The organism is Streptococcus pluranimalium, from assembly GCF_047785745.1.
Taxonomy (GTDB): Bacteria; Bacillota; Bacilli; order Lactobacillales; family Streptococcaceae; genus Streptococcus; species Streptococcus pluranimalium_B.
Genome location: NZ_JBLOJT010000128.1, coordinates 1 through 4,142 on the forward strand (window position 1 = coordinate 1; position 4,142 = coordinate 4,142).

The 4,142-nt window shown below is 33.9% G+C and carries 4 protein-coding genes and 2 pseudogenes; 5 read left to right on the forward strand and 1 reads right to left on the reverse strand.

Going from position 1 to position 4,142, the window contains the following annotated elements; genetic code table 11:
* Positions 1-82 precede the first annotated feature (82 nt).
* The 3 genes and pseudogenes from ACMZ6U_RS09510 to ACMZ6U_RS09520 all read left to right on the forward strand — a co-directional run.
* Positions 83-1,042: a hypothetical protein gene (locus ACMZ6U_RS09510; RefSeq protein ID WP_416108212.1), complete on the forward strand. Its 960-nt coding sequence runs from the start codon at positions 83-85 to the stop codon at positions 1,040-1,042.
* Between the two features lie 92 nt (positions 1,043-1,134).
* On the forward strand, positions 1,135-2,196 hold the full coding sequence (locus tag ACMZ6U_RS09515; RefSeq protein WP_416108213.1) for a hypothetical protein: 1,062 nt from the start codon (positions 1,135-1,137) through the stop codon (positions 2,194-2,196).
* An 86-nt stretch (positions 2,197-2,282) separates the two neighbouring features.
* Positions 2,283-2,711: pseudogene (locus ACMZ6U_RS09520) on the forward strand (DUF3427 domain-containing protein); the annotation flags it as partial.
* A gap of 35 nt (positions 2,712-2,746) precedes the next feature.
* Here the strand turns inward: ACMZ6U_RS09520 and ACMZ6U_RS09525 are convergent.
* Positions 2,747-3,135: pseudogene (locus ACMZ6U_RS09525) on the reverse strand ((deoxy)nucleoside triphosphate pyrophosphohydrolase).
* 126 nt (positions 3,136-3,261) lie between these two features.
* Between ACMZ6U_RS09525 and ACMZ6U_RS09530 the strand changes: the two are divergent.
* The gene (locus tag ACMZ6U_RS09530; RefSeq protein ID WP_416108214.1) at positions 3,262-3,738 is read left to right on the forward strand and encodes a methylated-DNA--[protein]-cysteine S-methyltransferase; all 477 of its coding nucleotides are present in this window, start codon (positions 3,262-3,264) and stop codon (positions 3,736-3,738) included.
* Positions 3,738-4,094, forward strand: coding sequence for a Spx/MgsR family RNA polymerase-binding regulatory protein (locus ACMZ6U_RS09535; RefSeq protein ID WP_416108215.1), 357 nt, complete (start codon positions 3,738-3,740; stop codon positions 4,092-4,094). The genes ACMZ6U_RS09530 and ACMZ6U_RS09535 overlap by 1 nt, the downstream gene beginning before the upstream one ends.
* The last annotated feature ends 48 nt before the right edge of the window (positions 4,095-4,142 follow it).

Below are 4,142 nucleotides of genomic sequence, written 5' to 3' on the forward strand. Positions count from 1 at the left end.
GGTATAAATAATTATGAAAACACAGTCTAAGGGCTGTGTTTTTGGTATAATAAAAAGGAGAATATGTTAAGAGGTTTATAGTATGACGATAAAAGTATATGCCATTGATAAGTCAGTTGAGGAACGAGATCTTGATGCCAATCAGATAGATAACATTAGAAAGTTGTTTAATTTTTTGATCGGAGAAAATCGGTCACATTTGTCTGTTCAATGTATTTTACCATCCGAAAGTCAGACAAGAGATTCAATATTATTTGAATTTAAAAATTATAGTCCTAAGGATAAATTTAACTTTAGGAAATTTGCTGATAAATTGCTAGAAGCAGAAACAAATGAAGATGGAAGGCGAAATGAAACTATTCGTACCGGTTTTCTTTTTCTTGAACAAATTGGTAGTAGTATCAAGTTAATTAAATTAGAATCTACTAACGCTATTGATCCCGAGACATTTGCACTACGGCAAGATTTGGGATTAGATAATAGTTACTACAAGATTTGTATTTTTAGAAATGATTTTAACAATGTAACAATTATCGACAAAAGTAACACAGCTGCGAAATTTTGGTACAATAAATTTTTAGATTTAAAACTTTTTAAAGATAGTGACAGTAATACTGACACACTTATTAAATTTATTAATAAAAATTTATTATTTTCTGACGAAGTTAAAAATCAAAAAAATTATGAAGAAGTTAAAGATTTATCTTTGGAGTATGTTTTTGAAAGTAGCTCTTTTGATAAAATTGATTTGATGAATAAGTTAGTTCAAGCAAGCTTATTAGATACGAATGTTGAGAATAAGATTTTTTCTGAAAAATCATTGGATTTAGACTCAGAATTTACTATATCGAAGAAAATGATTGTTAAACATTTTAAAAAATCTCTTCCAATATCAGATATAACAAGTATCTATACAGATAATATTATTGAAATGAAAGAAAGACAAGAGGTAGAATATAATAGAGATACAGGGAAATTAGAACTTGATGTTCAAGAATGTTACCGCCCTCAAGTTTTACAAAATCTTGGTATAGATGAATGAGCAATGTTATAAAAAAGTGGCAAAATACATCAGCAATTATAGATGCTAATTCGACTGTGATAAATATCTTAAAGGATCATAAACTTGGAGACATGAAGCATGAAGGCTATCAGGTCTTTAATAGACAGAATTTTTGGCTATTTGAGGAAGAATTTATTGATGATCCTAGTCATACTTTACAGCAAATATTCGATAAACTTAGTTATAAAAATTATGATAAAATAAATTGTTTTGATTATGGGATAAATAATTTCGTTGAATATAGTGGGAATGATGTTGCCCTTTTTTTAAAAGTTCTTCATTCAAATATAATTGATGGTGTGTCTATTGATAAATTAAAAATTTCTCTAGATCTTTTATCTCGAGGTGATTATGAGACTAAAACTGAAAGAGTACAACATCTGATAGACATATATATTTTATTGTTCTTATCCAATCGAACTAAGAGACAACAGAATAAATTAGAATTCACTTTTGAGGGAGAATTAGATTCCTTTTCATGTAAAACTGAATTTGGGGATAGAAACTTTGAAAGTGGTCTATTAGAAATTTTTCATTGGATTATTAAGGAACAAGAATATAGTGAAGCGTATAAGGTGAAATTACAAATTGTCAGGACTTTAATCACAAAACAAAGACATTTAAAAGAATTACAATCGCTTAAAAATCAAGCTGAATCTATTTTTAATAGAGTAATTAGTGGGAAGACTGATAAATATTTTGAACTTCAGAATAATCTAAAGGATGATTTTATTAAAATTTCTACGGAAGTTAAGGAGTATAATTCGAGCTTAAATACAAAATTATTTGGTTGGTTGACAGCTTTTTCACTAATTATTTTTGATTTTATAAAAGAGAATGATGGTAGAGATTTATTTAAAAGGATTATTTGTTCAAATTCTGAAAAAACAAAACTATTAGTATTCCTTTTACTAGCAGCATTGCTTATTATAGCAATTATGTTTAATTTGGATATAAAAACTACGAGAAAACAATACCAATCTTTGAAGAATTTTTATGTTAAACAAATGTTGATATTGGAAGAGGAATTTAATGAATTTATATTAAAACCTACGTATGTCAACTGGTATAACATTTTGTTAGTCTGCCTATTAGTTATACTTTCAATTCGTCTTTTCATAGCTTTCAAATGAATACCTGTTTAATAATAACTTGTTCCTCTTTACATCCCCTTCAAAATATCCGATAATAGTCTTATCAACTAGATAGGACTATTTTTATGACATCAGCTTTTGAGGCTCAGTTGTTGGAGTCGATGAGATTTGGCTTTATTGACAGGATTCGTTTTCGGGATGTGACCTATGCGCCGAAGATATTGATTAATAATGCGGCTGAGAAGCGGTTTGTTTTGACCGATTTGCAGGAGGAGTTACGCAAGTGTCAGGCCTTTTACTTTTTGGTAGCTTTTGTAACACAATCGGGCATCTCCATGATCAAGGCCCAATTAGCAGATTTAGCGACTCGGGGCGTTCGTGGAAAAATCTTGATTTCTCCCTATTTAGATTTCAATGACCCTTTGGCAATGTATGACTTGTTGAAATCGCCAAATGTAGAAGTGAGAATCTCCTAAGAATCCATGCAGCTGCACTCCAAATATTATTTGTTTAAGCAGGAGTATAAGCAAGTTTTGATTGCAGGTTCTTCTAATTAACTACAAAATAAAAATGAGATTCCCAGTGAATCTCATTTTTTACTTAATAGATCAACTGCCAGTCGATCAACTGGCGCCCAATTTAATTGTTGTAATTCTGAGGGAGATAACCATTTTGAATCTTGGTGTTCCAACAAGGGAAGTGTGCCAGATATCAATTCTGCTTCAAAAGTTTTCATAACTACTGTTCCAAAATCGTATTCATAGGAGGCTTCGTTTACGTAGTTGATGATTTTAATCTCTGATGCAAATTCTTCTTGTATTTCACGAATAAGAGCCTCTTCAGGTGATTCATTTTCTTCTAATTTTCCCCGGGAAACTCCCAAAATCCAGCAAGTGATTTTCCTTCTGGACGTTGAGCGCAAAAGTATTTACCGTCTTTACGTATAGCTGCTGCAACAACTTTAATTACTTTTTTCATTTTGAAATTCCTTCATAAAAACTTTTTATCTTATATTGTAGCATAATTCTATTTTCATATTTTATTTAACCTGCTTCTTTCACATCAAATAGTTATCTATTTATTATTTTTTGATATAATAATTTTATGTTCTACAAATCCCTTTACCAATCCCCCCTCGGTCCTATCAGTCTTTTGGCTGATGAGGTGTCGCTTTTGGGGCTTTACTTTGTTGGTCAGGCTTATTTTGAACGTGGTTTTGAAGACACTCAGATTGTGGAGCAGGAGGTGGCTCCTTATCTGGCGGCTAAGGCTTGGCTGGACGACTATTTTGCGGGGCGCAAGCCTGATCCTCGTCGATTGAGACTGGCTCCGCATGGGACTGCCTTTCAGCATCGGGTCTGGTCAGCGCTAGCGACCATTCCCTACGGACAAACGACGACCTATGGTCAACTGGCCACAGCCCTCAACTGCAAGTCTGCGCAAGCCATTGGCTCTGCCGTTGGTAAAAATCCCCTGTCCATCATCGTGCCCTGCCACCGTGTGCTAGGGGCTGAAGGGTCTTTGACGGGCTATGCTGGTGGCATCGAGCGCAAGGCGGCGCTCTTAGAATTGGAGAAATGATGTATACTTTTTACGAATACCCTAAATGCACGACCTGCAAGAAGGCTAAGAAAGAGCTAGAGATGCTTGGTCTGGACTATCGTTCTGTTGATATCAAGACGAATCCGCCCAAGGTAAGTCTTCTCATGGAACTTTTGGAGAATTCTGACCTTGATTTGAAGAAGTTTTTCAATACTTCGGGAAATTCCTATAGGGAGTTGGGTCTCAAAGACAAGTTCGATACGTTGACAGTTGATGAGGCACTGGAACTCTTGTCACAAGACGGCATGCTCATCAAACGGCCTATCCTAATCAAGGATGACAAGGTCCTACAAATCGGCTACCGTACGCCTTATGAGGATTTGAACCTATCGTGATATAGAATAGAAATCAGGCTCTTCGTCAACTGTAGTGGGTGACTTATA